The following is a 25,446-nucleotide window of genomic DNA, read 5'->3' on the forward strand; positions in this document are numbered from 1 at the left end:
CCGAAGATCTTCGCGGCGATCCCGACGCGGTCGGGCACCCCGACGATGGTGATCTTGGCCTCGCTGCGGTCGTGGGCGATGCCGGCGATGATCGGAGCTTCCACAGCGCCTTCTCCTTCGTAGGGGTTGTCCTTGACCCAGGTGCCCGGCTTCTGCGACCACGAGGACCGGACGTGGATCGGGATGCCGTAGCGGCGGGCGTACTCGACGCAGCGCAGGTGCAGGATCTTCGACCCGTTGGCCGCGAGGTCGAGCATCTCCTCCATCGACAGGACGTCGAGCTTGCGCGCGCTCGGCAGGATGCGCGGGTCGGCGGTGAAGACGCCGTCGACGTCGGTGTAGATCTCGCAGACGTCGGCCCCGAGGGCGGCGGCGAGGGCGACGGCGGTGGTGTCCGAGCCGCCGCGGCCGAGGGTGGTGATGTCCTTCGTCGTCTGGCTCACGCCCTGGAAGCCGGCGACGATGGCGATGTGACCGGCGTCGAGGGCGCTCTGGATGCGCCCCGGCGTCACGTCGATGATGCGCGCCGCACCGTGCGCGTCGTCGGTGATGACGCCGGCCTGGCTGCCCGTGAAGGAGCGGGCCTCGGCGCCGAGCTGGGCGATCGCCATGGCGACGAGGGCCATCGAGATGCGCTCGCCCGAGGTCAGCAGCATGTCGAGCTCGCGGGCCGGCGGTGCCGGCGTCACCTGCTCGGCGAGGTCGAGCAGCTCGTCGGTGGTGTCGCCCATGGCCGAGACGACGACGCAGACCGCGTTGCCGGCCTTGTGCGTCTCGACGATGCGGCGGGCCACCCGCTTGATGGCCTCGGCGTCGGAGACGGACGACCCGCCGTACTTCTGGACGACGATGCTCACTCGGGGCTCCGGATCTGCTCGGTGGTCTGCGGTGCAGCCGAGTCTAGGCTCGGGCTCGCGGCGCCCACCGCCGCGTCGCGATGGTGAGATGTGCGCGGATTCGTCACCGGCGCCGCACGTTCTTGCGCGGGTCAGGGGTGCAGCGCGTCGAACTCCGCCTCGCCGACGGTCTCCTCGTCGACGTCGAGCCGCAGGTGCGACAGGATCGACTGGAGCGCGCGCAGCGCCGTCATCGCGCGGTCGCCCCACTCGGACAGGTAGCTGAACTGCCACCACCACAGGGCCTCGACGCGGCGGCCCGCACCGTAGTGCTTGAGGCCGTGGGTCAGGGCGACGGCGATGTCCACGAGGTCGTTGGTGATCGACCCGTCGGCCCGTTCGGAGGAGGTGACCGGGTCGATGACGTAGACGTAGTCGTCGATGCCGGCGAAGACGTTGGCCAGACCGGTGCGCAGCGGGTCGGCGTCGTCGTCGGTCGCGTCCGGCTCGAAGCGCTCGACCGGCACGACGTCCTGGATCGCCCCGAGCCGGGCGCCGGCGACGAGCACCTGCGACAGGGCGAGCGTCAGGACGGGCAGGGCGGTGTCGGGCGAGCTGCCCGAGGCGACCTCGGTGACCGACGTGAGGAACGCACTGGCCTCGGCCGCGGTGAGGTCGGCCAGGCCCGAGAGGTCGTCGATCTCGCGGTCGGCGGCGTCAGGGGTCCCCTGCTCGGTGCTCATGTGACCAGCATGCCCCATCGCGGCTGGGACGCGGCCCCCGGGGAGCGCGTCACGCGTCGACGCGTCGACGCCCCTCGAAGGCTCGCCCGAGCGTCACCTCGTCGGCGTACTCGAGGTCGCCGCCGACGGGCAGGCCGGAGGCGAGGCGGGTGACCGTGACGCCGACGTCGCGCAGCAGCCGCGACAGGTACGTGGCCGTCGCCTCGCCCTCGAGGTTGGGGTCGGTGGCGATGATGACCTCCTGCACCTCCCCCGACGCGAGCCGCGTCATGAGCTCGCGGACCCGCAGGTCGTCGGGTCCGATGCCGTCGATCGGGCTGATGGCGCCGCCGAGCACGTGGTAGGTGCCGCGGAACTCGCGGGTGCGCTCGATCGCGACGACGTCCTTCGGCTCCTCGACGACGCAGATGGAGGTCTGGTCGCGACGCGGGTCGGCGCAGATGCGGCACCGCTCGGCCTGCGCGACGTTGCCGCACACCTCGCAGAACCGGACCCGGGCCTTGACCTCGGTCAGGGCCGTGACGAGACGCGTGACATCCTCGGCGTCGGCCTGCAGGAGGTGGAAGGCGATGCGCTGGGCGCTCTTGGGACCGACGCCGGGCAGGCGTCCGAGCTCGTCGATGAGGTCCTGCACTGCGCCTTCGTACACACCGCAACCCTAAGCCCGCGCGCGGTCCGTGCCGCCCACCCGGGCCGAACCGCGCCACGGCGCACTTTCGGCGGTCGGCGGCCGGCGGGACGACCCACAACCGCGCCACGGCGCACTTTCGGCGGTCGGCGGCCGGCGGGACGCCCCAGAACCGCGCCACGGCGCACCTTCCGAGGCAGGCGGGCGGGCGACGCGTGACGCCGGTCAGTCGGCGAGCGTGGCCTCCCACCGCTCCTCGATGCGGCCGTACCGCCACACGAGCACGGCGACGAGCCACGTGACGACGAAGAGGCCGACGATCCAGAACCCGACGTCGCCGAGGTCGATGGCGGCCACCCAGGCGAGCGGACCGCCGGTGACGCCGAGCTTGTCCGCGAGCAGACCGACGAGCTCGATGACGCCGATGACGAGGGCGACCGCGACCGACAGCGCCGTGACGGTGATGTTGTAGTAGATCTTGCGGACCGGGCGGCTGAAGGCCCAGCCGTAGGCGACGTTCATGAACGAGCCGTCGATCGAGTCGAGCAGCGACATGCCGGCCGCGAAGAGCACCGGCAGCACGAGCACGGCGTACCACGGCAGGGCCGCCGCCGCCGCCGCTCCGCCGGCGATGACGAGCAGGCCCACCTCGGTGACGGTGTCGAAGCCCAGCCCGAAGAGGAGGCCGACCGGGTACATGTGCCACGGCTTGGTCACCGCGCGGGTCACGCGGCCGAGGACGCGGTTGAGCAGACCGCGCCGGTCCAGCTGCCGCTCGAGCTCCGCCTCGTCGTAGTGCCCGGCCCGCATCCGGCGGAAGACCTTGAGGATCCCGACGAGCGCGGCGAGGTTGACGAGGCCGATGAGGACGAGGAAGGCCCCCGACACGGTGGTGCCCCAGACGCCGGTCACCTGCTGGAGCGTCGAGCCGTCGTCGGTCAGGGCGCCGGCCAGGGCCCGGATGCCGGCGGCGAGGAGCATGACCATGACGAAGACGACCGAGGAGTGCCCGAGGCTGAACCAGAAGCCGACGCTCATCGGGCGCTGCCCCTCGGCCATGAGCTTGCGGGTCGTGTTGTCGATGGCGGCGATGTGGTCGACGTCGAAGGCGTGCCGCATGCCGAGGGTGTACGCCGTGACGCCGAGGCCGATGCCGAACAGCTGGCCCGCGACGCGGTACTCGGCCGGGGCGACGACGAGGACGAGCAGCCCCCAGCCGACGACGTGCAGCAGGGCCACCACCGCGGCCATCCCGGAGAGGCTCCGGCGCTCCTGCGGGCCCAGGTGCGCCGCGAGGCGGGCGCGCAGTGGGCGGGGGGTCGAGGTCGGCGTCGGCTCCGGCGTCGAGGTCGGCGTCGAGGTCGGCGTCGAGGTCGGCGTCGAGGTCGGCGTCGGGGTCCGTGCGGTCACGGGGCCACGCTAGATGCGACTGCGTCGCATCTGCAACGGGCACCTGCTGTAGCGCGACTACAGCACCTGCATGACGATCAGACCGCGGGCGCGCCGCCCGGGACCTCGTTGTAGGCGTCGACCCGCTCCTGACCGGAGAGCGCCGCGATGGCCTCCATGACGCGGTCGGTCAGCAGGCGCCGGGCCTTCCCGGCGGGCATGCCCTGGTACTCCTCGACGCCGATCGGCTCGCCGAAGCGCACCGTGACCTTGGCCAGGCGCGGGAAGCTCGCCCCGACCGGCTGGATGTTCTCGGTGCCGATGAGCCCGACGGGGACGACCGGCACCTGGGCGGTCAGCGCGAGCCAGGCGACGCCGGTGCGGCCGCGGTAGAGCCGGCCGTCCCGGGAGCGGGTGCCCTCGGGGTAGATGCCGAACGCGTCCCCGTTCTTCAGCACCTCGAGCGCGGCGTCGAGGCTCTCCTGGGCGGCGGTCGGCGAGTGGCGGTTGACCGGCACCATGCCGACGGCGCTGAAGAAGCCCTTGCGCAGCAGCCCCCCGACACCGGGCCCGGTCCAGTACTCCTCCTTGGCCAGGAACCGCACCTGCCGCGGCGCCGCGAGGGGGATCGCGAACGAGTCGATGAACGACAGGTGGTTGCTCGCGACGATGACACCGCCCTCGCGCGGGATGTTCTCCTTGCCCTCGATCGTCGGGCGGTACAGCGCGTGGGACAGCGGGTAGAGCACGGACCGCCCGAGGCTGTAGAACATGGCGCCAACTGTAGGGCTACCCGCCGGTCGCGACCGCTCGTGCCCGGTCCGCGGCCAACCCCGGCACCACCGGGGGTCAGGCTCGGGCGCGCACGGCCCACGCGGTCGCGAGCACGTGGAACGGGGCGTCGGGAGCGAGCTCGCGGCAGTGTTCGCGGAGCGCGGCGCGCCGGTCCGGGGCCAGCGACTCGACGTAGTCGCCAGCAGGGCCGACGCCCAGCGTGTACGGCTCCCACCACTCCTCGAACGTCTCGTGCCGCACCGCGACCATGAGCGAGGTGTCCTCGATGCCGGTCAGACCGGCGGCGTCGAAGAGCAGCGCGAGGCTGCCCTCCGAGGCGCCCGGCTGGTCACCCTCGCCGGGGGCGTCGGGGTCGAGGTCGGCGGCGGCCCGCCAGAAGAGGGCGAGCGGACCGGCTCCCCCGGCGTGGTCCCAGACGCACGCGGCCACGGTGCCACCGGGTCGCGTCACCCGGGCCATCTCGCGCAGGCCCCCGACCGGGTCGGCCATGAACGGTACGACGAGCTGGGCCAGGGCGAGGTCGAACAGGTCGTCGCGGTACGGCAGCTGCTCGGCGCCCCCCACCTGGACGTCGAGGGTGGGGAACTCCTGGCGCAGCACGGCGACGAACGCCTGTGTCGGGTCGACGGCGGACACCCAGTCGACGCCGAGGCGCTCGACGAGGACGCGCGTGAGAGCGCCGGTGCCGCAGCCGACGTCGATGGCGTGGCCGGGGCCGGCGTCGACCCCGGACCAGTCCGCGAACCGCCCGGCGAGCGGCCCCGAGTACCGCCCCATGAACAGGTCGTAGGCGTCCGCCGGAACCTCGAAGGTCACGCCCCGACGCTACGCCGTGCTGGGTTCCTCCACCGCCGAATGCCGCTCGTCCGCGCGGCGGGCCGGGGCCGGGCCGGTCCGCTGCGTCTGCCCCACGAGCGGAAGCCACGTCATGGCCGGCAGCCCGGTGCCGGGCGTGCGGGCGAGGCGGCGCCGCCCCCGGCCGCGCAGACCGGCGACGAGGGCCACGACCGCCGTGACGATACCGGCCGCGCCGAGGGTGGGCCGCACACCGAGCTCCTCGATGACCGCGCCGCCGACGAGCATCCCGACCGACCCCGTGACGTCGACGAGGTTGGACTGCCCGGCGAGGGCCGCCCGTCGAGCGGGACCGGACGTCTGCCCGAGGAGGACCTGCGTCATGGCCCGGATGCCGACGACCGTGACGGCCCCCGCAGCGGCCGACCAGGCCGCGACCGGCACGGGTGTGATCCACAGGGCCATGGCGACGAACGCAAGCCCCTGCCCGACCCACGCGACGGTCGCCACGCGCACCGGGTTCGAGGACGGCGGACGCGCGGCCACCACGAGCGTCATCGCGAGCGCACCGACCCCGTAGGCGGCCAGGGCCGTCGCGTAGAGCGTGCCGGCCTGCCCGGTCCGTTCGCCCTGCACCGCGAGGCCGAGCGCGAAGGCGAACCACAGCACGCAGCTCGTCCCGCGCATGGCCCAGCCCCGGAGGATGTCCGGGTGGTGCCGCACGGACGCGAGGATCCCGGGCGCCGGGCCGGCACCTGCGGCGTGGGGGTGAGCATCGACCGCGCTCGCCTCCGGCGCCAGGACGACCCGACGAACGAGGAGGGCCGACCCGATGAGGGCGAGCCCTTCGACCCACAGGAGCACGTGGGTCCACCCGAGCTGCACACCGACTCCCGCGAGGCCGGGGCCCACGACCATCGCAGCCCGGCGCACGGCGTCGTCCCACGTGACGACCCGCGTGGCCATCCCGTCCCCCAGGCGGTCCCCGAGGTCGCCGAGCAGGGCCGTGCGACCGGGCGACGCCAACGCGTTCGACACCCCGACCGCGAGCCCGGCCACGGCGAGGACGACCGGGTGCATCAGCCCGAGGACCAGCGCCACCGGGACGACGAGGACCGCGGCGGCCTGCCAGAGCGAGACGAGGGCGAGACCGCGCCCGTCCGAGAGGCGTTGCCGCAGGCGACGAGCCCACCAGGGCGAGGTGACGACCGGTAGACCGGCGAGGCCGCCGACGAGACCCGCCATCGCGGCCGAGTCGAAGTGCCTCAGGACGACGAGTGGGAGGACGACCTGGGTGAAGCGGAACGCCAGGTACTCGATGGCGTTGGAGGTCAGCACGGTGCGGACGGCGCGGCTCGGGGTCACGTGCTCCAGCGTCGCGCCCCGACCGCCGTACCGGTAGACAGGACGATCTCGGTACGGGCCATAAGATGGCCTTATGGATCCATTGCACCAGGTGCCGGACGTGGATGACCTCAAGCTGGTGCTGACGCTGCACCGCACACAGTCCCTCGGGTCGGCGGCGCGCGAGCTCCTGGTGAGCCAGCCAGCGGCCTCGCAACGACTGGCTCGCCTCGAACGGCGCTGTGGCACAGTGCTCTTCACCCGAAGCCCGATGGGGACGACCGCGACGCCGGCCGGTCTGGAGATGGTCCGTCAGGCCGACCACATCCTCAGCCACCTCGGCGGTGTCTACGCTGCCGTCCGATCCTCGGCCTCCGCGCGAACGCTTCGGGTGGGCACCTTCGCCGGGCTCTCGGGCTACGTCTTCCCGGCACTCGACGAGCTCGTCGGGGACGAGGTCCGGCTGGTGACCTCCGTCTACCACGGCAGCGAGATGCTCGAGCTGGTCGCCGAGGGATCCATGGACGCGGCGGTCATCGGCATCGCCGAGCAGGTCCAGCTGCCGCCGCACGTCGTCGCGCACCGGCTCGGCACCGACGAGCTCGTGGCCTTCGTCGCGGCCGGCGTCGAGCCGCCGCGGCGGGGTGCGCGGCCCTTCCTCGACCGGGTCGTCACCTACGCGCCCTACGACAACTCCGGCCCGCTCATCGCCGAGCGCGTCGCCGCCCTGGGGGGCACGGTGCGACACGCCGCGACGGCACCGGTCGCCCTCGAGATCGCCCGCCGCCGGGAGGGGATCGCCATCGTGCCCTCGAGTGCCGCCCGGATGTCCGGCCGACCCGGTGACCGCGTCATGACCTCTCGGGTCGACCTTCCCGTCCGGCTGTCGGTCATCGCCCGCGGTGAGCTCGACCCGGTGCTGGCCGCTGCTCTACCGGCCCTCGCCCGCGCGCTCGGACTGCGCCGCCGCAGCAGCTGACCACGTGACGAACGGCCGTGCGCCGGACGGTCAGTCCTCGAGCTCCTGGACCACACGGCCGCCGAGGACCTTCTCGATGACGGCACGGCCGACGTCCCCGGACTGCTCGATGTCCTCGTCGTCGTCGCTGACGGCGGAGTCGTCGGTCAGGGGCGGGCGGGGCTGGTCGTCGTCGCCGGAGCGGGGCACGGACGCCCGGGCCCTCGCCTGGGCGAAGGACTCGCGGACCGCGATGGCGCCGCGCACCGCCGAGACCGTCGGGGCACCCTGGTCACCGCTCCCACCTGAGGGGATCCGGTCGCCTCCGGCCGAGGGCGTGGCCGTGACCGTGGCCGAGGACGGGTGGGTGGAGGTGGCCGGCGTCCCGGCCGCGGGGGCGGACGCGGGACCCGTGGCCCAGTCCGGTGGCGGGCCGGCGGCGCTGCCCCAGCCCGCGTTGTCCTCGAGCGAGCGGCCGGACACCGGGCTCAGGCCGGAGTCGGCGAGCCGCGCCGCCCCGCCCGGCGCGGCACCCGGACCAGCGTCCGGGGCTGCGTTCGGGCCACCGGCGTCGTGACCCGCCCCGGCGTCACCCCAAGAGCCCCGGGCCGCGGCACCGGGGAGGTCAGCCGCGGAAGGAGGCCCGCCTGGTCCGCCCTGTCCCGCCTGTGGTGGCTGTCGTGCCTCTCGGCCCTGCGCGCCCGTCGGACCGCCCGGATCACCGGGCCCGGGGTCGCCGGGACTACCCCGGCCCGTGGGGGCGCCGCCGCCTTCGGGACCGCCGTCGCGTTCAGGACCGTCGTCGTCGCGGGCAGGGGGCATCGCACCGGCCGGCGGGGCGACCGGCGCCTGTTGCGACACCTCGGCCACGTGCACGCCGTCGACGAGGGCGTCGACGCCGAGCTCGTCGATGAGGGCCTGCCGCACCACCTCGGCGTGGTTGCCGGCACGGAACGTCGTGGTGAGGCCCGCGGTGGCGATCCCCAGGGTCAGCGTGCGTCCGTCGAAGGCCGTCACCTGGGCGTTCTGGGAGACGAACGTCCACGTGATGCGGCGCATCGTGAAGATCCGTCCGAGGACGTTGGGCCACGCGCGGCGGATGGCGTCGGTGTCCATGCCGCTGGACGGCGGGGTCCCGCCGGGCCCGGTGGCCGCCCCGGCCGCCCCGGCCGCCGCGGCCGGCTCGTCCTCCTCGCCGCCGTGGGCGTGGAGGACGCCGCGACCCGGGTCGTGGACGACGTCGTGCGACGACCCGGCACGAGGCGAGCCCCCGGACGCGGCCGCTGCCCCGGAGGCACCCGTCGCTGCGTCGCCCGCCGTCGCCGCGTGGCCCGGGCCCTCGCGCGGCTCGTCGACGGCGGAGGGACCGCCCACGGACTCTCGCGGCACCGCGACCGGAGGGGCTCCGGCCTCGGCGCGTGCGGCGTCGGTGCGTCCGGCGTCACCGGGACCCGAGGGCGCCGGGGCGCCCGTCGGCCCGGCCCCCGGGGCCGCCACGGCCGGCGTCGCCACCGCGGCGGCCGCGGGCGGCGTGTAGTCGGACACCGTGCGCGGCGGCGCGGTCACCGCGCCCGCGGCCGCGGAGGGGACGGGCCCAGCGTGTGCCGCTGCGCCCGCGGGCCGGGCGGCCGACGGCACACCGCCGACCTCGAGGCGCCGCTCGAGCCGGTCGAGGCGAGCGGCGTAGCCCTGCTCGCCGGAGGACGCCGGGAGCAGGATGCGCGCGCAGATGAGCTCCAGCTGCAGCCGGGGTGCGGTGGCGCCGGTCATCTCGGTGAGGCCGGTGTTGACGATGTCGGCCGCCCTCGACAGGGCGCCGGGACCGAACGCGGCCTGCTGGACGCGCATCCGTTCGAGCTGGTCCTCGGGGATGCCGCGCAGGACCTGACCCGCCCCCTCCTGGACCGCGGCCACGACGATGAGGTCGCGCAGCCGCTCGAGGAGGTCCTCGACGAAGCGCCGGGGGTCGTGGCCCGACTCGATGACGCGGTCGACCTGGCGGAACGTCGCCGCGCCGTCGCCGGCCGCGAGGGCGTCGACCGTGGCGTCGAGCAGCTCGCCGTCGGTGAACCCGAGCAGCGACACCGCACCGTCGTAGGTGAGCCCTTCGGGGCCCGACCCCGCGATGAGCTGGTCGAGCACCGACAGCGAGTCGCGCACCGACCCACCGCCGGCCCGCGTCACGAACGACAGGACGCCGGGCTGCACGGCCACCTGCTCCTGCTCGAGGAGCCGCTCCATGTACGCGGTGAGCTTGGCCGGGGGGACGAGCCGGAACGGGTAGTGGTGCGTGCGCGAGCGGATCGTGCCGATGACCTTCTCGGGCTCCGTGGTGGCGAAGACGAACTTCACGTGCTCGGGCGGCTCCTCGACGATCTTGAGCAGGGCGTTGAAGCCCTGCGGCGTCACCATGTGCGCCTCGTCGATGATGTAGATCTTGAAACGGCTCTGCGCCGGGCCGTACGAGGCGCGTTCCCGGAGGTCACGCGCGTCGTCGACGCCGCCGTGGCTCGCGGCGTCGATCTCGATGACGTCGACGCTGCCCGGCCCCCCGCGCGCCAGCGCGACGCACGACTGGCACGTGCCGCAGGGTGTCGGCGTCGGACCCTGCTCGCAGTTGAGGCAGCGGGCCAGGATGCGCGCGCTCGTCGTCTTGCCGCAGCCGCGGGGGCCGCTGAAGAGGTAGGCGTGGTTGACCCTGCCCGTGCGCAGCGCCTGCATGAGCGGCTCGGTGACGTGCTCCTGGCCGATGACGTCGGCGAAGCTCTCGGGCCGGTAGCGGCGGTACAGGGCGGTGGCCATGCCGGAAACCCTAACCGTCCGGACCGACGCCGGTCTGCCCGGTGAACAGGTGCTGACGAGTCGCGGCCGGCCCCCGGACGGGGTGGTGGCTGTCGGCGGCCCGACCTAGGGTCGAGGGCACTCAGGTCCAGGTGCAACGAGCGCCGTCAGCGGCCGATGGAGGAGGTCACGATGCCCGATCCGACCCCGCACGCGACATCCGCGCGGGAGTGGGACGCCGAGGCGCTCGTCGCCCGCTACGGCGAGGTGCGCGCCCACACCGAGGCGCTCGCCGCCCCCCTGTCCCCCGAGGACCAGACCGTCCAGTCGATGCCGGACGTCTCGCCGACGAAGTGGCACCGCGCGCACGTCACGTGGTTCTTCGAGACGTTCGTCCTCGCCGACCACGAGCCGTCGTTCACGCCGTACCAGGACCGCTACTGGTTCCTCTTCAACAGCTACTACGAGGGCGTCGGTCCCCGGTACGCCCGGCCGAACCGCGGCCTCATCAGCCGGCCCGGCGCCCACGACGTCGGTCTCTACCGCGACAACGTCGACGCCCGCATGCGCGATCTCGTGCAGGGCCTCGACGGTGGCGCGCTCGAGAAGCTCACCTCGACCATCGAGCTCGGCTTCCACCACGAGCAGCAGCACCAGGAGCTGCTGCTCATGGACATCAAGCACGTCCTGTCCCTCAACCCGCTCCAGCCGGCCTACGCCGGCACCCCGAGCCCCCCGAGCGAGCCCGACGCGCTCGGCTGGGTCGACGTCGAGGGCGGGCTCGTCGAGATCGGGCACCGCGGCGGCGGGTTCTCCTTCGACAACGAGCTGCCGCTGCACCAGGCCTGGCTCGAGCCGTACCGGCTCGCCGACCGCCTCGTCACCAACGGCGAGTGGCTCCAGTTCATGGCCGACGGAGGGTACGACCGGCACGAGCTGTGGCTCTCCGATGGCTGGGGCCGGGTGCGCGGCGAGGGCTGGCGCGCCCCGTTCTACTGGACCCAGGTCGACGGCATCTGGTTCGAGCACACCCTGAGCGGCACCTGGCCGGTCAACCCCGGCCTCCCGGTCAGCCACGTCAGCCACTACGAGGCCGACGCCTACGCGACGTGGGCCGGCAAGCGGCTGCCCACCGAGGCCGAGTGGGAGCACGCGGTCGTCGCCGACGGCCAGGCCGACGCCTCGGCGGGCGGCGACGGGCACGCGGCGTCGGCCACCGCCGAGGGCAACCTCGCCGACACGCTGACCTTCCACCCGCGGGCGGCCCCGCCCGCGAACGGGCACCTGCGTCAGGTGTACGGCGACTGCTGGGAGTGGACCTCCTCGGCCTACCTCGCCTACCCGGGGTACCACCCGCCGGCCGGCGCGATCGGCGAGTACAACGGCAAGTTCATGTCGGGCCAGATGGTGCTGCGCGGCGGTTGCGCCCTGACGCCGCCGGACCATGCCCGCGCCACGTACCGCAACTTCTTCCCGCCGGGGGCCCGGTGGGCCCTGTCCGGGGTGCGGCTCGCCGACGGGGGTGCCCGGTGACGACGCCGGCCGGCCGCGAGCCGGTCGTCACCGTCGCCCTCGACCCCGACTGGGCCTCCGGCTCGCTCGTGTCCGACGTGCGCCGGGGGCTGGGGGCACAACCGCGGACCCTGCCGCCGAAGTGGCTCTACGACGACGCCGGCTCGTCCCTGTTCGACGAGATCACCCGCCTGCCCGAGTACTACCCGACCGAGCGCGAGCGCGAGATCCTGCGCGACCACGCGGCCGACATCGTGCGCGCCTCGGGGGCCACGACGCTCGTCGAGCTCGGCAGCGGCACGAGCGACAAGACCCGGACCCTGCTCGACGCGTTCACCACCGCCGGCCACCTCGAGCGCTTCGTGCCCGTCGACGTGTCCGAGCAGACGCTGCGCGACGCCGCGGCGATGCTGAGCGCGCGCTACCCGTCGCTGCTGGTGGAGGCGCTGGTCGGCGACTTCACCCTGCACCTGGGTCACCTGCCGCGCGGAGGCCGGCGCCTCGTCGCCTTCCTCGGGGGCACGATCGGCAACTTCTACGTCGAGGAGCGCGCCGCGTTCCTCGGGGCCCTGGCCGACAGCCTCGAGCCCGGCGACTGGTTCCTGCTCGGCACCGACCTCGTCAAGAGCAGCGACCGGCTGATCGCCGCCTACGACGACCCGGGAGGCGTCACGGCGGCCTTCGTCACCAACTGCCTCCACGTGCTCAACCGCGAGCTCGGCGCCGACTTCGACGTCGACGCCTTCTCCTACGTCCCCTTCTGGGACCCACGCGAAGAGCGCATGGACCTCCGCCTGCGCGCCGACATGCCGCAGCGGGTCACGGTGCCCGGGGCCGACCTCGTCTTCGACCTGGCCCACGGCGAGGAGATCCGCGTCGAGATCTCGACGAAGTTCCGGCCCGAACGGCTCGACGCCGAGCTCGGCGCCGCCGGGTTCACCGTCGAGCACCGGTGGACCGACGACGACGGCGACTTCGCGCTCACCCTGGCCCGCCGCGACACGTGAGGCCGCACGGTCCCGTCGGGCGGAGCCGGGGTCGGTCGCGGTGACCGCGTGGTCCCGCCTGATCGGGCGTTTGGCACACTGGGCGCTCGAGTACGACACGACGTAGGAGACGCCAGATGACCCCTCGGACCCTCTACCGACGCCTCGCAGCAGCGGAGGTGGTCACGTGGGCGTTGCTGCTGCTCGGCATGGTCCTCAAGTACGTCACCCGGACGACCGACCTCGGAGTCAGGGTCTTCGGGCTCGCCCACGGCGTCGTCTTCATCGCCTTCTGCATCGCCACCCTGCTGCTCTGGGTCGACGAGCGCTGGACCGTGCGGGAGGTCCTCCTCGGCCTGCTGAGCGCGGTGCCCCCGTTCCTGACCATCAGGTGGGAGCGGCGCCTCGAGCGGCGCGGCCGGCTGGGCGGTGTCTGGCGGCTCGGGCCTGGCGGTGATGCCGCGAGGACGCCTGCGGAGCGACTCGTCGCGACCCTGCTCGCCCGGCCGCTCGTCGGTGCCGGCATCGGCGCCCTCGCCGTGCTCGGCCTCACCGGCATCGCCCTGCTCGTCGGGCCGCCCGTCGGCACGCAGGGCTGACCCCGCTGGCCGGCAGACCCCAGCCGCCGGCTGCCGGCTGCCGGCTGCCGGCCAGGCCTGACACCCGTGTCCCAGCCGCACGGCATACGGTGTCGTCAGCCGGCCGGGAGTCGGGCCGGAGACCCGAGGAGGGCGAGAGATGGCTGCGGTGGCGGTGCTGACCGGCGAGGTGCGCGCGGAGGGCGTCAGCAAGACGATCGACGAGACGACCCTGCTGCGGCCCACCGACGTGCGGGCCGACCCGGGCGAGTGCATCGTCCTGCGCGGCCCCAACGGCTCCGGCAAGACGACGCTGCTGCGCATCATCGGTGGTCTCCTCGTGCCGAGCACGGGCACCGCGACGATCGGTGGTCGCGAGGCCGACGAGCGCGACCGGGCGGTTCGGGCCGCCGTCGCGGCCCTGCTCGGCGCCCCGACGACCTACCGCGACCTGACCCTCGTCGACCACCTCGTCCTCATCGACTCGACGTGGGGCGGTGACCCCGCCAGGTCGGACGACCGCAGCCTCGCGCTGCTCGAGCGCCTCGGCATCGCCCACCTCGACGACCGGTTCCCCCACGAGCTCTCCTCGGGGCAGGAGCAGCTGTTCCGCCTCGCCCTGACGTTCTCGCGGCCGGCGAGCGTCGTGCTCCTCGACGAGCCGGAGCAGCGCCTCGACACGGCCAAGCGCCAGGTGGTCGCCGACCTCATCCGCGAGCGCATCGACTCGGGTGTCACCGTGGTCATGGCCTGTCACGACCCCGAGCTGACGGCCTCCCTCGCGACCCGCGTCGTCGACGTCGTGCCGGCGCGCTGACGGTCCGGCGATGAGCAGGCGCAAGCGAAAGCGTCAGGCCGCACGGGCGGCGGCACCGCCGACGCGGCCCGGCCCCGGCAGGCCCGCACCGGCTGCCGACGGCTCTGCACCTCTGTCGAGCACGGAGGCATCGACGCCGCCGGAGCCGAGGGTCCGTCCGATGCCCCGGGCGACGGTGGAGGTCCCGATGCCCTCCGGCCCACCGGCGGCCGCCGAGGTCGTGTACGACGACCACGACCTCCTCGGCCAGGCCGACTGGGTCATCGGTGGCGAGGCGGCCCGCAAGGCGCGGCGGCAGGGCCTGTACGCGGGCTACGTCCTCTTCCTCGGTGCCCTCGTCTACGGGTTCCCCATCGTGCAGGCGGTCTTCCGCACCTCCGACGCCAGGTCCCTCGGCGAGCAGCTGCGCTCCCCTGTCGCGGTCGTCCTGCTCGTCGCGTCGGTCGTCGCGCTGCTCGGGGCCGTCGTCTTCGCCGGCCGGTTCCGGGGTCCGGTCGTGCCGCCGATGCCGTGGATCGACCTCGTCCTGCCGGCACCCCTCGACCGCGCGCTCGCCCTGCGGCGGTGGTGGCGCTACGCCTCGGTCGGCGGCCTGTTCGTCGGTGCGCTGAGCGGTCTGACCCTGGGCGCCGGCCTGGCCTTCGCCCACCTCGCCGGGGTCGCGACTGTTGCCGTGACGACCCTGGCCGGAACCGCCCTGGGCGTGCTCGCGACCCGGCTGTGGCTGTGGTCGCAGGTGCGCTCGTGGCCCGGCCCCGACCGTGGCCTCGGCCTGCTGTGGCGGGTGACCGACGCCCTGCGCGAGCTGCACGCCGAGTCGCTGAGGACCCACTCGGCCAACACCTCGACGATGGCCGGCTCGGCCCTCACCGGGAACCTCCGCACCGCGCGGCTGGCGCTGACGCGGCCCGTGCGGCACGGCCGGTCGGCACGGCTGCGACCCGGTGGACCGTTCACCGTGCTCGTACGTCGCGACCTGCTGGGGCTGCGCCGGACGCCCGGCGCCTTCCTGTCCGGCCTGGGCCTCAGCCTCCTCGGCGGCGCGATCGTCACGTGGGCCTTCACCCAGCCGGCGGCGCCGAGCATCGCGGCGACGATCGGCCTCCTGCCGCTCTACCTCGGCTTCGGTGCCTGGGCGGAGGGTCTGCGGCTGCAGGCCGACAACGTCGGGACGCCCTCGCTCCTCGGCACGGGCGAGCTCACCGAGGCGGGCGCGCACGTCGTGCTGCCGACCGTGCTCACGGTCCTCGTCCTCGGCGGCTGGGCCGGGGTGGCCGCCGCGCTCGGCTCGCTCCCGGCCAGCGCGGTGCTGTCGCTGTGGCTCGTCCTCGTGCTCGTCACGGCCGGCAACGTGCTGGCCGCCTTCCGCGGCTCCCCGACGTTCATGCTGCGGCCACAGACGGTCATCGCCTGGTACGCGATGCCCGCGCTCGTCGTCGTCGTGCTGGGATCCCTCGTCGCGGTGCTGACGAAGGCCGGCCGCTACACCTGGCTCTCGGTCGTCAGCTGGCTCGTCTACGTCGTGCTGGCGTGGGCCGTCGCGAGGGTGCGTCGCCTCACCTACCTGCATCGCGCCTGACATCGACCGGGTCGCCCGCGACCCGGCCACTCGCTAGGTTCGGGCCCATGACGGACCTGCGCACCCGTGACGCGACGCGCGACGACCTGCCGGCCATCCTGCGCATCCGGAGCCGGTCGTTCGGTCCGCTCGGCGCCGAGGGCGACGGCTGGTGGGAGCGCGTCGCGGCCGAGACCCTGGGCGGGCGCATGGTCGTCGTGACCGACGACACGGGTACCGTCGTGGGCTCCGGTCGGATCCGCCCGTTCCACCAGGCCTGGGGCGGCCGGCACCTGCCGATGGGCGGCGTCGCCGGCGTCTACGTCGAACCGAGCGCCCGCGGCCGCGGCGTCGCCACGACGCTGACGCGCGCGCTCGTGGCGCGGATGGGCGAGCTCGGCGACGTCGTGTCCTGCCTCTTTCCCACCGCACCGGCGCTGTACCGGCGCTCGGGCTACGAGGTCGGCGGCGTGCAGTCGCGCACGACGCTGGCCTCGCACCTCGTCCGCGCCCTCGGTTCGGCCGCCCACGGCCGACGCGTCCGGTCTGCCACGCCCGGGGACGCCCGCGCCCTCGAGGCCCTGACCCGCACGGCCCAGGCCCGGCACGGGCAGAGCGGACCGATGGCGCCGAGCGCCGGGACGTTCCGACGGATGATCGAGCAGGACGAGCTGATCACGTACGTCGTGGGGCACGACGCTGGCGGCGGGGAACCCACGGGGTTCGTCGCCTACGACCTGTCGGCCGAGGCCGCGACCGTCGAGCACCTCGTCGCCGCGGACGCCCCGACGGCTGCGGCGCTGTGGGGCATCGTCGGGTCGGGGTCGTCGGCCGTGCCGACGGTGCACACCCACCTCGACCCCCGCGACCCCGTGCTCCTCGCCCTCACCGGGCTGCCGGAGACACAGGTGCACCAGGTGCCCTGGATGGCCCGCGTCATCGACCTCGCCGGTGCGTTCGCGGCACGTGGGTTCCCGCCGCTCACGACCGCGGCGGTCGACCTCGCCGTGTCCGACGCCGACGCGCCCGCCAACGCCGGCGTGTGGCGTCTCGCCGTGGACGGCGGTGCCGGAACCGCGACCCGCCTCGCCGACGGGTCCGGCGAGCCGGAGATGTCGGCCGACCTGGAGTCGTCGGTTCCCCGCGTGGGCCCCCAGGGCCTCGCCGCCTTGTGGTGCGGCTGGTCGACGTCGCGGCTGCGCCTCGCCGGGCTGCTCGAGGGTGGCTCACCCGCCGACGACGCCGCCCTCGACGCGGTCTTCGCCGCGGCGCCCTACATCACCGAGTACTTCTGACCCGCGGCGCCGCCCATCACCGGGTACTTCCCAGCCGCGGCGCCGCCCATCACCGAGCACTTCCCAGCCGCGGCGCCGCCCATCACCGGGTCGAGCGGCCGGAGCGAGCGCGGCTCGTCGCCGCTGAAGCGGCGTTTCGGGCGTTCGTTCCGGCCGCTCGGCCCGGAGGACCGAGGGACGTCGACGGGTGGTGGCGCGTCAGGTCCGCGGGCCGGCGCCGGGCTCCCGAACGGCGGGCAACGCGAGGAGCGCGACGCCGCACAGGACCCCGACGACGAGCAGGGAGTGCAGCACGCCGACGTGGTCGCCGAGGAAGCCGAGCAGCGGCGGGCCGGCGAGGAACGCGGTGTAGCCGATCGTCGAGACGACGCTCATGCGCGCGGCCGCACGGCGCGGGTCGTCCGCGGCGGCGCTCATGCCGACCGGGAAGCCGAGGCTCGCGCCGACGCCCCAGACAGCGGCGCCGACGAAGGCAAGCACGGGGCCGCCGAGGACGACGAGGACGCAGCCGACGACGGCCGAGACGAAGAGGACACGCAGCACGGGCAGACGACCCCGGTCGTCGAGGAAGCGGGTGCCGAGGACCCGTCCGGCGGTCATCGCGCTGAGGAAGACGGCGAAACCGATGACGCCGACCCACCGGGGCAGGCCGTAGCCCTCCGAGAGCGCGACGCCGACCCAGTCGTTGGCCGTGCCCTCGGTGAAGGCGGCGGCGAGGACGACGACCCCGATGAGCAGGGTGCGCGGCTCGCGCCAGGCCGCGGCGATCCCGGCCTTCTCCTTGACCTCCTCGCCGTGCTCGTCGACCTCCACCGACCGCGGCAGGAAGGCGCGGAGGAACCAGGGCGTCACGACGACGAGGAGCACGACGACACCGAACAGGTGGACGAGGATCGACACGTGCAGCGCCGAGAGGCCGGCACCGACGAGGGCGCTGACGACGGTGCCGCCGCTGAACACAGCGTGGAAGTGCGGCATGATCGCCCGGCCGAGGAGACGCTCGACGGAGGCCCCCTCGAGGTTCATGCTGACGTCGAAGACGCCGGTGCCGATGCCGACGAGGAAGAGCCCGGCCATGACGAGGTCGCGCTCGTGGACTGCGGTCACGCCGAGGCCGACGCCGAGCAGCCCGACGCCCTGCACGAGGGCCGCGCCGAGCAGCGTCCGGGCGGCGCCCAGGTGGTGCACGATCCAGCCGGACAGCGGCAGGCCGAGCACGGAGCCCAGCGAGGCCGCGAGCAGGGTCAGTCCGAGCTGCCCGGCGGACAGGTCCAGCTCGTGCTTGAGGTCCGGGACGCGTGAGGCGAAGGCGGCGAACGCCGCGCCGTTGAGCGCGAACGCGGTGAACACCGCCGTGCGCGCGGTGCGCACGACGCTCAACTCGGAGCTTCCGACGCCGGTCATCGACCCAGCCTCTCATCCCTGTCGACAGCATGGTCGAATCGATTCGACTCGAATCGTTTCGATAGCATGCCGCCCATGGCACCCGTCGGTCAAGCCCGCCCCACGCTCCGCGATGTCGCCGAGCGCGCCGGCGTCTCGGTGTCGACGGCCTCCCTGGTGTTCAGCGGCAAGGGCCCGGTGGCCGAGGCGACGGCGCGGAGGGTCCGGGAGGCGGCGGCACGGCTGGGCTTCACCGGCCCGAACCCGCTCGCGTCCTCGCTGCGCCAGGGGCGCGCCGGCGCCGTCGGCGTCCTCGTCGAGGGCCGCCTGCGCACCGCCTTCCGCGACCCGTTCGGGATCGCCGTCCTCGACGGCCTCGCCGAGGTGCTGGAGTCGGTGCCGACCGGCATGCTCCTGCTCGGCCAGCCGTCCGACGACCTCGACGCGGTCGTGCAGCAGCTGTCGGGGCTCGCGCTCGACGCCGTCGTCTTCTCACTCTGCGGCCCCGGCGAGCACCCGGCCGTCGCGCACCTCGCCTCGCGCGGCATCCCGATGTTCAGCACCGGCGTGCCGAGCGACCGCCGCATCACCCAGGTCCGCGTCGACGAGCGCGCCGCCGGCGCCGAGGTGGCCCGGCACGTCCGCGATCTCGGGCACCGACGCGTGGCCCACGTGGCCATGCCGTTGACCCCCGGCAGTCACGCCGGGCCCGTGCCGGACTCGGAGGTGTCGACGCGCCACGTGGCGATCGCGTCGACGGGCCGGCTGCTCGGGTTCCGTGACGTCTTCGGTCCGGACGCGGAGGCGCTCCAGACCGGTGACGGCTCCTCCGTCGAGGGTGGGATCGTCGCCGGGGGTGCCCTGCTCGACCGGCCGGCGCGCCGGCGGCCGACCGCGGTCGTGTGCCAGTCGGACGTCATCGCGGCCGGCGTCGTCATCGCCGCGGAGGAGCTGGGCCTGGCGGTACCGGACGACCTGTCGGTCACCGGGTTCGACGGCGTCGACCTGCCGTGGCTGCCGCACCGCCTCACGACGATGGACCAGCAGGGCCGCGAGAAGGGCAAGGTCCTCGGTGACCTCGTGCGGCGTCGCCTCGAGGGCCGTCGGGTGCGCAGCGTGACCCAGCCGGTGACCCTCCGCGTCGGCACGACGACCGCTCCGCCGCGCTGACGCCCCTCGCCAGGTCGGCAGCCGGACAGAGGGACACCCCGCGTACCTGGAAGAGCCCTCCTACCCTTGCTGCATTCCTGCCCTGGGGGAGTTCGGAGAGGTACCACCACGCGGGGTGCCGGCGGCCAGTGTATGCCGCGCCGTCGGTCAGCCGGAAATCCGGTCGGGCGACGTGCCGGTGGAGGTCGTGGCGGCCACGAGCGGCCCGGCGGCGGTGGGCGACGAGGCGCGACCGCCGATTTCATCCGCACCGGCCTCCTCCGGTAGCCTCCCCCACGGAGGATTCGCATAGTGGCCTAGTGCGCACGATTGGAAATCGTGTTGGGATAAAACCCTCGGGGGTTCAAATCCCCCATCCTCCGCCAACACGAACGGCCCCCGCCGCGCTCTGCGCGGTGGGGGCCGTTCGTGTATGCGGAGTCCCGCGGGATGTGGGAGCAGCCGGAGCGACGCGGAGGCGACGGCTCCCCCATCCCCCGCCACGCGACCACATGGCGCGTTGTCGTGGCCGTGCAGCGACCCCGACCGCGACTCGCGACCACATGGCGCGTTGTCGTGGCCGTGCCGCGACCCCGACCGCGACTCGCGACCACATGGCGCGTTGTTGCGGCCGACGACTGGCGCAGTGCCCGCGGAAGGTCTGCGCGCGGTCGTCGACGCCGAGATGGACGCGTGGGCGCGCGAGCATGGACTGGGCGACCTCGACCTCGTCGTGGCGCACAGCCACGCCCACGGTGACCACGTCGCCGGTGACGCCGCCTTCGCCGACCGGCCGCGCACGACGGTCGTCGGGCACGACACGGCGGCCGTCCACGCCTTCTTCGGGCTCGCGGCCGAAGAGCCCGACGCGGCGGTGCCGTTCGACCTCGGCGGGCGCCTCGTTGACGTGCTGCCGATTCCCGGCCACCACGCCTCCTCGGTCGCCTTCCACGACCGGGCGACGGGGCTGCTGCACACCGGTGACACCGTCTACCCGGGCCGGCTCTACGTCGACGACCCGGCGGCGATGGCGGCCTCCCTCGACCGGCTCGTCACGTTCGCCGAGCGCGAGGGGGTGCACCACGTGCTCGGCTGCCACGTCGAGATGATGCGTCGGCCCGGCCGCGACTACCCGCTCGGCTGCCGGTACCAGCCGGACGAGCCGTCGCCGTTCCTGACCGTGGAGCAGCTGGAGCGCGTCCGTGACGGCTGGGCGAGGTCCGGCGGACGCCCGGGCACCCACCGCCTCGACGACGTCGTCCTCTGCATCGGCAGCGGCCGGAGCGTCACCTGGCCGCTGCTCGCCCGCGCCTACCTCGAGCGCATCACGGACGCCGCGCGTCAGCTGACCTGAGACCCCTTTGCCGCGTCCGGCCCGGTGCTGGAAGCATCGGCCCATGACGCTCGCCGCCCTGTACGGACGCTCCCTCCTCAAGGAGACCGACCTGACGCCCGAGGAGTTCCGGGCGCTGCTCGACCTCGCCGCGAACCTCAAGGCGGCCAAGCGTGAGCGACGCGAGCCGCGCCACCTGACCGGCCTCAACATCGCGCTGCTCTTCGAGAAGACCTCGACGCGCACCCGGTGCGCGTTCGAGGTGGCCGCTGCGGACCAGGGCGCGAGCACGACCTACCTCGACCCGAGCGGCTCGCAGATGGGCCACAAGGAGTCGGCCAAGGACACCGCACGCGTCCTCGGCCGCTTCTACGACGGCATCGAGTACCGCGGCGCGGGCCAGGACGTCATCGAGACCCTGTCGGCACACGCCGGTGTGCCGGTGTGGAACGGGCTCACCGACGACTGGCACCCGACGCAGTCGCTGTGCGACGCCCTGACGATGCGCGAGCACGCCGGCAAGCCCGAGTCCGAGACCGCGTACGCGTTCGTCGGCGACGCGAGGTTCAACATGGGCAACTCGCTGCTGGTCACCGGCGCGATGCTCGGCATGGACGTGCGCATCGTGGCGCCCCGGTCGCTGTGGCCCTCGGACGCCGTCGTGGCCATTGCGCGGAGGTACGCCGCGGACACCGGCGCACGCGTCACCCTGACCGAGGACGTCGCCGAGGGTGTGCGCGGCGTGGACTTCCTCCACACCGACGTGTGGGTGTCGATGGGCGAGCCCGCCGAGGTGTGGGCGCAGCGGATCCACCTGCTCGCGCCGTACCAGGTCAACGCCGAGATGCTCGCCCTCACCGGCAACCCATCCGTGCGGTTCATGCACTGCCTGCCGGCCTTCCACGACCTCGACACGAAGGTGGGCCAGGACGTCCACGAGCGCTTCGGGCTCAAGGAGCTCGAGGTGACCGACGACGTGTTCGAGTCCCCGGCGTCGGTCGTCTTCGACCAGGCCGAGAACCGGATGCACACGATCAAGGCGCTCATGGTCGCCACGCTGGCCCGTCTCGACGCCTGACGTTCACGCGGCGGCGGTGGTGCCGTTCCCGGGCGGTGCGGGAGAACGACAGGCATGCACCTCTCACGCACCCCTGTCGTGGCGGCCGTCGCCGCCGCCCTCCTCACGATCCCCGCGGTGGCCTCTGCCGCGACCACGACGACCGACGTCCCGTCCGGCCAGCACAAGGAGGGCCACCTCTCCTTCGCCGTCATCGGCGACGTGCCGTACGGCGCTGCGCAGGTCGCGGCCTTCCCGCGCTGGGTGGACCAGATCAACGCGACGCCCGGGCTGTCCTTCACGGTCCACGTCGGGGACATCAAGAACGGCTCCTCCGCGTGCACCGACGAGTACTTCGGCATGATCCGCACCCAGTTCGACCGGTTCACGATGCCGCTGCTCTACACCCCGGGCGACAACGAGTGGACCGACTGCCACCGCACCACCAACGGCACGTACAACCCGCTCGAGCGTCTCTCCGCGATCCGCAGGACCTTCTTCCCGGTGCCCGGACGCACCCTCGGCGCCGACCCGATGACCGTCGACTCGCAGGTCGCACAAGGGATTCCCGAGAACGTGTCGCTGCGCCGCCAGGGCGTCGAGCTGGCAACACTGCACGTCGTCGGCAGCAACGACGGCCTCCTGCCCTGGCCCGAGCTCGGGTTCACGAGCCCGACGGCCGCGCAGGTGGCCGAGGAGGGCGCCCGCATGGACGCCGCCGTGGCCCAGGTGCGCGAGGCGTTCGCGTCGGCCCGCCGGCGCCACGACCGCGCCGTGGCGCTCTTCACCCAGGCCGACATGTTCGACCCGACCTACGACGTCACGTGGGGCGACGACTCGGCCTTCCAGCCGCTCGTGCGCGAGCTCGTCGCCCAGTCGCGCGACTTCGACGGCGAGGTCTACCTCTTCAACGGCGACAGCCACGTGTACAACGCCGACCACCCGCTCGCGGCCGGGTCCCCGTGGCTCGACTCCTACGGGGTCGACGGGTCGGCGCCGAACCTGACCCGCATCACCGTCGACGGGTCGAGCAACAACAAGGACTTCCTCGTGGTGACCGTCGCCCGCCCGGGTGCCGAGCACGTCCTGACCTGGCGGCGCATGCCCTACACGTCCTGAGCCGAGGGGCGCGGCCCGACCGTCAGCCTCAGCCGTCGGTGACGGTGACGGTCGGGCAGGGCGGCAGCGTCGACGTGGGCGTCGGGGCGGCAGGCGTCGGACCGAAGGCCTGCCACGCGTCGCCCACGACGAGGTCGACGGTGTCGCCCTTGCGCTTGTCGTTCACGTACGTCGCCTTGGGCACGTACTGCTTGAGCAGCCGCGCCGAGTCGGCCCCCTCGGGCCCGAAGCGGATCTGGGCGACGCCCTTGACGGTGGCGTTCTTCGGGTCGTTGGCGACGGCCTTGACCGAGAACCCGCGCTTGTCGGCGCCCTTGGCGACAGCCGCGGCGAGGCCGCGGCGGCTCGTCGCGTTGTAGACGTTGAGGCTGACGTCGCGCGGCTGGAGCAGGTCGGTGGCCGGCTCGGTGCTGCACGGCCCGGCCTTGGGCTCGGAGGCGCGCCAGTAGCTCGACGCGTAGTAGAACGCGCCGGCGAGCGCCAGCAGGACGACCGCGATGACGACGGTCGACCGACGCCGGCGCCGCACCCGGTAGGTGCCGCCGCCCCCGTCGTCTGCGACGTCCGTCATCCGGTCTCCTTGTCCTCGGCGAGGTCCTCGGCACGCGCACCCGGTGGTGCGCGTGTGTCAGGAGAGTACGAGGACTCGGGCGTGAAGGACAGGTCTCTGCTGGAGTGCCGCGCGAAGAGCCCGGTGCAGGCCGTCCTCGAGGTACAGCTCGCCGTTCCACTCGACGCAGTGCGGGAACAGGTCCCCGTAGAAGGTCGAGTCGTCGGCGAGCAGCCCGCGCAGGTCGAGGGTGCTCTTGGTGGTGATGAGCTCGCCGAGCTGGACGACGCGCGGCGGGACGTTCGACCAGTCCTTCGTCGTCTCGAGTCCGTGGTCCGGGTACGGGCGGGAGTCGCCGACGGCCTTGAAAATCACCGGGCCAGCATAGACAGCGAACTCGTGGGCGCGCCGACTAGAGTTCCCGTCGTGAGCGGGTCACCGAACGAGGCCACGACCGGCACCGACCGGACCGACCGGAACGCCCAGACCGACCAGATCGACGAGATCCGGGCGGGCTACGCGTTCGAGGGCAGCGTGCTCCGGCTCGGTGCCGCCGTCGTCGACGGTACGGCCCATGCGGACGCCCCGGTGCAGGTCCCGCTCAGCGTGCTCAACCGGCACGGCCTCGTCGCGGGCGCCACCGGCACCGGCAAGACCAAGACGCTGCAGCTCATGGCCGAGCAGCTGTCCGACGCCGGCGTTCCGGTGTTCCTCGCCGACCTCAAGGGTGACCTGTCCGGCATCGCCACCCCGGGCGAGGGCGGCGACAAGATCACGGCGCGCGCCGCCGACGTCGGCATGCAGTGGGAGCCGAAGAGCTACCCGAGCGAGTTCTACACCCTCGGCGGCAAGGGCACCGGCATACCGGTCCGGGCCACGATCACGGGGTTCGGCCCGACGCTGCTGTCCAAGGTCCTCGGCCTCAACGACACCCAGGAGAGCAGCCTCGGGCTGGTCTTCCACTACGCCGACAAGAACGGTCTGGCGCTGCTCGACCTCAAGGACCTGCGGGCCGTCATCACGCACCTCACCTCCGACGACGGCAAGGCCGACCTCAAGGAGCTCGGCGGCCTGTCCAGCGCCACGGCGGGCGTCATCCTGCGCGACCTCATCGCCTTCGAGGACCAGGGCGCCGGGGACTTCTTCGGCGAGCCGGAGTTCGACACCGCGGACCTGCTGCGCGTCGGCGCCGACGGCCGCGGCATCGTCTCCTGCCTCGAGCTGCCGCAGGTGCAGGACCGGCCGCAGCTGTTCTCGACGTTCCTCATGTGGCTGCTCGCCGACCTCTTCCACGAGCTGCCCGAGGAGGGCGACGTCGACAAGCCGAAGCTCGTCTTCTTCTTCGACGAGGCCCACCTGCTGTTCGAGGACGCGAGCAAGGCCTTCCTCCAGGCCATCGAGCAGACGGTCCGGCTCATCCGGTCCAAGGGCGTCGGAGTCTTCTTCGTGACGCAGTCGCCCAAGGACGTGCCGGCCGGCGTCCTCGCCCAGCTCGGCAACCGCGTCCAGCACGCGCTGCGCGCCTTCACCCCCGACGACGCCAAGGCCCTCAAGCAGGCCATCGCCACGTACCCGCACACGGCGTACGACATGGAGACGCTGCTGACGAGCCTCGGCATCGGGGAGGCCGTGGTCACGGTGCTGTCCGACCGGGGTGTGCCGACGCCGGTGGCGTGGACGCGCATGAAGGCACCGAACTCGCTCATGGACCCCTCGCCGCAGGCCACGCTCGACGCCGTCGTGACCGCCTCGCCGTTGCGGGCCAAGTACGCGGACGTCCTCGACCGCGAGTCCGCCTACGAGCTGTCTCTTATACACATCTGACGCTGCCGACGACGGA

General features: G+C 73.5%; 23 protein-coding genes, 1 tRNA gene and 1 other RNA gene. 13 read left to right on the forward strand and 12 right to left on the reverse strand.

The annotated features are described in order from the left end of the window. From ACR9ZK_RS10785 to ACR9ZK_RS10815, 7 genes are all read right to left on the reverse strand, one after another. A partial coding sequence (locus ACR9ZK_RS10785) for an aspartate kinase (protein WP_481341906.1) occupies window positions 1-857 on the reverse strand: 857 nt, incomplete at its 3' end. Between the two features lie 131 nt (window positions 858-988). Next, on the reverse strand, window positions 989-1,579 hold the full coding sequence (locus ACR9ZK_RS10790) for a DUF5063 domain-containing protein (protein ID WP_481341907.1): 591 nt from the start codon (window positions 1,577-1,579) through the stop codon (window positions 989-991). 49 nt (window positions 1,580-1,628) lie between these two features. Further along, window positions 1,629-2,228, reverse strand: coding sequence for a recombination mediator RecR (recR, locus tag ACR9ZK_RS10795; protein ID WP_481341908.1), 600 nt, complete (start codon window positions 2,226-2,228; stop codon window positions 1,629-1,631). Window positions 2,229-2,432: 204 nt separating this feature from the next. After that, the gene (gene nicT, locus ACR9ZK_RS10800; RefSeq protein ID WP_481341909.1) at window positions 2,433-3,617 is read right to left on the reverse strand and encodes a Nickel transporter NicT; all 1,185 of its coding nucleotides are present in this window, start codon (window positions 3,615-3,617) and stop codon (window positions 2,433-2,435) included. A gap of 77 nt (window positions 3,618-3,694) precedes the next feature. Beyond that, entirely contained in the window at window positions 3,695-4,369 is a 675-nt protein-coding gene (locus ACR9ZK_RS10805; protein ID WP_481341910.1) for a lysophospholipid acyltransferase family protein, read from the reverse strand. Between the two features lie 76 nt (window positions 4,370-4,445). Further along, window positions 4,446-5,207: a class I SAM-dependent methyltransferase gene (locus tag ACR9ZK_RS10810; RefSeq protein ID WP_481341911.1), complete on the reverse strand. Its 762-nt coding sequence runs from the start codon at window positions 5,205-5,207 to the stop codon at window positions 4,446-4,448. Between the two features lie 9 nt (window positions 5,208-5,216). Continuing rightward, window positions 5,217-6,551: an MFS transporter gene (locus ACR9ZK_RS10815; RefSeq protein WP_481341912.1), complete on the reverse strand. Its 1,335-nt coding sequence runs from the start codon at window positions 6,549-6,551 to the stop codon at window positions 5,217-5,219. A 100-nt stretch (window positions 6,552-6,651) separates the two neighbouring features. Between ACR9ZK_RS10815 and ACR9ZK_RS10820 the strand changes: the two genes are divergently transcribed. Beyond that, a complete protein-coding gene (locus tag ACR9ZK_RS10820) occupies window positions 6,652-7,509 on the forward strand; it encodes a LysR family transcriptional regulator (protein WP_481341913.1) in 858 nt (285 codons plus the stop codon). A 30-nt stretch (window positions 7,510-7,539) separates the two neighbouring features. Here ACR9ZK_RS10820 and ACR9ZK_RS10825 read toward each other — a convergent pair whose 3' ends face one another. Further along, a complete protein-coding gene (locus ACR9ZK_RS10825; RefSeq protein ID WP_481341914.1) occupies window positions 7,540-10,290 on the reverse strand; it encodes a DNA polymerase III subunit gamma and tau in 2,751 nt (916 codons plus the stop codon). Window positions 10,291-10,461: 171 nt separating this feature from the next. Here ACR9ZK_RS10825 and egtB point away from each other — a divergent pair, with 171 nt between their 5' ends. The 6 genes from egtB (at window position 10,462) to ACR9ZK_RS10855 (ending at window position 17,015) form a co-directional block, all read left to right on the forward strand. Further along, complete coding sequence (gene egtB / locus ACR9ZK_RS10830; RefSeq protein WP_481341915.1) at window positions 10,462-11,802, forward strand: ergothioneine biosynthesis protein EgtB; 1,341 nt, start codon at window positions 10,462-10,464, stop codon at window positions 11,800-11,802. Beyond that, entirely contained in the window at window positions 11,799-12,788 is a 990-nt protein-coding gene (egtD, locus tag ACR9ZK_RS10835; RefSeq protein WP_481341916.1) for an L-histidine N(alpha)-methyltransferase, read from the forward strand. The genes egtB and egtD overlap by 4 nt, the downstream gene beginning before the upstream one ends. Window positions 12,789-12,904: 116 nt before the next feature. Continuing rightward, complete coding sequence (locus ACR9ZK_RS10840) at window positions 12,905-13,366, forward strand: DUF3817 domain-containing protein (protein WP_481341917.1); 462 nt, start codon at window positions 12,905-12,907, stop codon at window positions 13,364-13,366. 139 nt (window positions 13,367-13,505) lie between these two features. Then, a complete protein-coding gene (locus ACR9ZK_RS10845) occupies window positions 13,506-14,162 on the forward strand; it encodes an ABC transporter ATP-binding protein (RefSeq protein WP_481341918.1) in 657 nt (218 codons plus the stop codon). 160 nt (window positions 14,163-14,322) lie between these two features. Further along, window positions 14,323-15,741 carry a hypothetical protein gene (locus ACR9ZK_RS10850; protein WP_481341919.1) on the forward strand — a complete coding sequence of 473 codons (1,419 nt, stop codon included), beginning with the start codon at window positions 14,323-14,325 and terminating at the stop codon, window positions 15,739-15,741. A gap of 47 nt (window positions 15,742-15,788) precedes the next feature. After that, window positions 15,789-17,015: a GNAT family N-acetyltransferase gene (locus tag ACR9ZK_RS10855; protein WP_481341920.1), complete on the forward strand. Its 1,227-nt coding sequence runs from the start codon at window positions 15,789-15,791 to the stop codon at window positions 17,013-17,015. Between the two features lie 198 nt (window positions 17,016-17,213). Here the strand turns inward: ACR9ZK_RS10855 and ACR9ZK_RS10860 are convergent, their stop codons facing one another. Next, a complete protein-coding gene (locus ACR9ZK_RS10860; RefSeq protein WP_481341921.1) occupies window positions 17,214-18,419 on the reverse strand; it encodes an MFS transporter in 1,206 nt (401 codons plus the stop codon). Window positions 18,420-18,494: 75 nt separating this feature from the next. On the opposite strand from ACR9ZK_RS10860, the gene ACR9ZK_RS10865 reads away from it, so the two are divergent. Next, window positions 18,495-19,568 carry a LacI family DNA-binding transcriptional regulator gene (locus ACR9ZK_RS10865; RefSeq protein ID WP_481341922.1) on the forward strand — a complete coding sequence of 358 codons (1,074 nt, stop codon included), beginning with the start codon at window positions 18,495-18,497 and terminating at the stop codon, window positions 19,566-19,568. A gap of 24 nt (window positions 19,569-19,592) precedes the next feature. Here ACR9ZK_RS10865 and ffs read toward each other — a convergent pair. Beyond that, window positions 19,593-19,691, reverse strand: an RNA gene (gene ffs / locus ACR9ZK_RS10870) — signal recognition particle sRNA small type. A 154-nt stretch (window positions 19,692-19,845) separates the two neighbouring features. Here ffs and ACR9ZK_RS10875 point away from each other — a divergent pair. The 4 genes from ACR9ZK_RS10875 (at window position 19,846) to ACR9ZK_RS10890 (ending at window position 23,056) form a co-directional block, all read left to right on the forward strand. After that, window positions 19,846-19,933: transfer RNA gene (locus tag ACR9ZK_RS10875), tRNA-Ser, on the forward strand. A 260-nt stretch (window positions 19,934-20,193) separates the two neighbouring features. Next, a complete protein-coding gene (locus tag ACR9ZK_RS10880; protein WP_481341923.1) occupies window positions 20,194-20,901 on the forward strand; it encodes an MBL fold metallo-hydrolase in 708 nt (235 codons plus the stop codon). Between the two features lie 43 nt (window positions 20,902-20,944). Beyond that, window positions 20,945-21,958 (forward strand): ornithine carbamoyltransferase, encoded by a 1,014-nt coding sequence (argF, locus tag ACR9ZK_RS10885; protein WP_481341924.1) that lies wholly within the window; start codon window positions 20,945-20,947, stop codon window positions 21,956-21,958. A gap of 54 nt (window positions 21,959-22,012) precedes the next feature. Beyond that, window positions 22,013-23,056 carry a hypothetical protein gene (locus ACR9ZK_RS10890; RefSeq protein WP_481341925.1) on the forward strand — a complete coding sequence of 348 codons (1,044 nt, stop codon included), beginning with the start codon at window positions 22,013-22,015 and terminating at the stop codon, window positions 23,054-23,056. 28 nt (window positions 23,057-23,084) lie between these two features. On the opposite strand, the gene ACR9ZK_RS10895 is transcribed toward ACR9ZK_RS10890, so the two are convergent. Together ACR9ZK_RS10895 and ACR9ZK_RS10900 are read right to left on the reverse strand one after the other, a co-directional pair. Continuing rightward, window positions 23,085-23,627: a LytR C-terminal domain-containing protein gene (locus ACR9ZK_RS10895; RefSeq protein WP_481341926.1), complete on the reverse strand. Its 543-nt coding sequence runs from the start codon at window positions 23,625-23,627 to the stop codon at window positions 23,085-23,087. Between the two features lie 57 nt (window positions 23,628-23,684). After that, window positions 23,685-23,981, reverse strand: coding sequence for a type II toxin-antitoxin system VapB family antitoxin (locus ACR9ZK_RS10900; protein WP_481341927.1), 297 nt, complete (start codon window positions 23,979-23,981; stop codon window positions 23,685-23,687). A 120-nt stretch (window positions 23,982-24,101) separates the two neighbouring features. On the opposite strand from ACR9ZK_RS10900, the gene ACR9ZK_RS10905 reads away from it, so the two are divergent. Beyond that, window positions 24,102-25,430 carry a helicase HerA-like domain-containing protein gene (locus ACR9ZK_RS10905; protein ID WP_481341928.1) on the forward strand — a complete coding sequence of 443 codons (1,329 nt, stop codon included), beginning with the start codon at window positions 24,102-24,104 and terminating at the stop codon, window positions 25,428-25,430. The last annotated feature ends 16 nt before the right edge of the window (window positions 25,431-25,446 follow it).

The organism is Monashia sp. HAY1-5C (assembly GCF_056755255.1).

Excerpts from the sequence above, each read along its gene's own strand:
- ACR9ZK_RS10825 (WP_481341914.1), bottom strand. The coding sequence starts at position 10,290 with ATGGCCACCGCCCTGTACCGCCGCTACCGGCCCGAGAGCTTCGCCGAC.
- ACR9ZK_RS10895 (WP_481341926.1), bottom strand. The coding sequence starts at position 23,627 with ATGACGGACGTCGCAGACGACGGGGGCGGCGGCACCTACCGGGTGCGG.
- ACR9ZK_RS10850 (WP_481341919.1), top strand. The coding sequence starts at position 14,323 with ATGCCCCGGGCGACGGTGGAGGTCCCGATGCCCTCCGGCCCACCGGCG.
- argF (WP_481341924.1), top strand. The coding sequence starts at position 20,945 with ATGACGCTCGCCGCCCTGTACGGACGCTCCCTCCTCAAGGAGACCGAC.
- ACR9ZK_RS10840 (WP_481341917.1), top strand. The coding sequence starts at position 12,905 with ATGACCCCTCGGACCCTCTACCGACGCCTCGCAGCAGCGGAGGTGGTC.
- ACR9ZK_RS10860 (WP_481341921.1), bottom strand. The coding sequence starts at position 18,419 with ATGACCGGCGTCGGAAGCTCCGAGTTGAGCGTCGTGCGCACCGCGCGC.
- ACR9ZK_RS10845 (WP_481341918.1), top strand. The coding sequence starts at position 13,506 with ATGGCTGCGGTGGCGGTGCTGACCGGCGAGGTGCGCGCGGAGGGCGTC.
- ACR9ZK_RS10865 (WP_481341922.1), top strand. The coding sequence starts at position 18,495 with ATGGCACCCGTCGGTCAAGCCCGCCCCACGCTCCGCGATGTCGCCGAG.
- ACR9ZK_RS10855 (WP_481341920.1), top strand. The coding sequence starts at position 15,789 with ATGACGGACCTGCGCACCCGTGACGCGACGCGCGACGACCTGCCGGCC.
- ACR9ZK_RS10805 (WP_481341910.1), bottom strand. The coding sequence starts at position 4,369 with ATGTTCTACAGCCTCGGGCGGTCCGTGCTCTACCCGCTGTCCCACGCG.
- egtB (WP_481341915.1), top strand. The coding sequence starts at position 10,462 with ATGCCCGATCCGACCCCGCACGCGACATCCGCGCGGGAGTGGGACGCC.
- ACR9ZK_RS10890 (WP_481341925.1), top strand. The coding sequence starts at position 22,013 with ATGCACCTCTCACGCACCCCTGTCGTGGCGGCCGTCGCCGCCGCCCTC.
- ACR9ZK_RS10790 (WP_481341907.1), bottom strand. The coding sequence starts at position 1,579 with ATGAGCACCGAGCAGGGGACCCCTGACGCCGCCGACCGCGAGATCGAC.